Source organism: Endozoicomonas sp. ONNA2, assembly GCF_024606365.1.
GTDB lineage: Bacteria > Pseudomonadota > Gammaproteobacteria > Pseudomonadales > Endozoicomonadaceae > Endozoicomonas.
On record NZ_JAHHPO010000042.1, the window covers coordinates 1 to 1,171 of the forward strand.

Sequence of the window (1,171 nt, forward strand, 5' to 3'; positions counted from 1 at the left end):
CCATAAAGGCCGACAATGTCTTTACGCTGTCAATTTGCTGGAATGCAGGCCGGTTGCGCCCAGCTCATGAGCTGCTGTTTTCCCGTTGTTGCAGTGCTAAAGGGGAGAACTTGTTTATTCCGGGGAGGTGAAGGTTGAACACTTTCGGCTCAACCTTCTATAAGGCCAGACAGACAATCATTCGTCGTCACACAGAACAGGCGATACCAAGGAATATGGCTGCGCCAACCCAATGGTTAGAAAGAAACGCTCTGAAACAAGGGTCTCTTTCACGGTTACGGGTTAACCATTGTTGGCGGGAAAAGCCAGCGGCTGCAGCAACAAGGCTGACATAGAATGGCCAGGCCAACTCCAGCTGCAACCCCAACATCACCATGGCTATCAGGGTAAACGCCTGAAAACAGCCAATCATCAGATTATCCATTTCGCCGAATAAAATAGCGGTTGACTTAATGCCGATCTGCAGGTCATCGTCCCTGTCCACCATGGCATACTGGGTATCGTAGGCGACAGTCCATAGCAAATTAGCGGTAAACAACAGCCATGTCTGCGTGGTCAATGTGTCGGCCTCGGCGGCGAATGCCATGGGGATGGACCAGCCAAAAGCAGCACCCAGTACCACTTGTGGCAAATAAGTGTGTCGTTTGGCAAAAGGGTAGGCTGAGGCGAGTAGCAAGGCGGCAAAGGATAGATAGATGGTCAGGGCATTGGTGGTCAATACCAGTAGGAAGGCCACGAAAAAAAGACAGGCGGCGTATATCAAGGCTTCTTTCGGGGTTATCTTGCCACTCACCAGGGGACGCTGCAGGGTTCGTTTTACATGACCATCAAAATGTCGGTCGGCATAGTCATTAATCACACAGCCAGCGCTTCGGGTCAGAACCACCCCAAGCATGAACACCACAAGGTTATCAATTGAGGGTATCCCCTTGGCCGCCAGCCAAAGTGCCCAGAGCGTTGGCCATAGCAGTAGATAAATGCCGATAGGGCGATCAAGGCGAGCCAGTTGTATAAAGACTTTCCAGCGTGGCATGTGCTGATCCAGCAGCTCTGCGCATTTATCAGCGCCTGTTATTGATAGTTTCATCTGCGCCCTTGGAGTTCTGTGTTTTGGTAATAAGTAGCTAACCATATGAAATCATATATTTCTGACTCCTTGTGCTGGCACTGT

Annotated in this window: 1 protein-coding gene; it reads right to left on the reverse strand. The window is 50.5% G+C overall.

Annotated features, from left to right (window positions below):
* Positions 1-187: 187 nt before the first annotated feature.
* Complete coding sequence (gene ubiA / locus KDK14_RS00530; protein WP_373691013.1) at positions 188-1,087, reverse strand: 4-hydroxybenzoate octaprenyltransferase; 900 nt, start codon at positions 1,085-1,087, stop codon at positions 188-190.
* Positions 1,088-1,171 lie beyond the last annotated feature (84 nt).

Coding starts and splice junctions, on each gene's coding strand:
- ubiA (WP_373691013.1), bottom strand. CDS start 1,087: ATGAAACTATCAATAACAGGCGCTGATAAATGCGCAGAGCTGCTGGAT.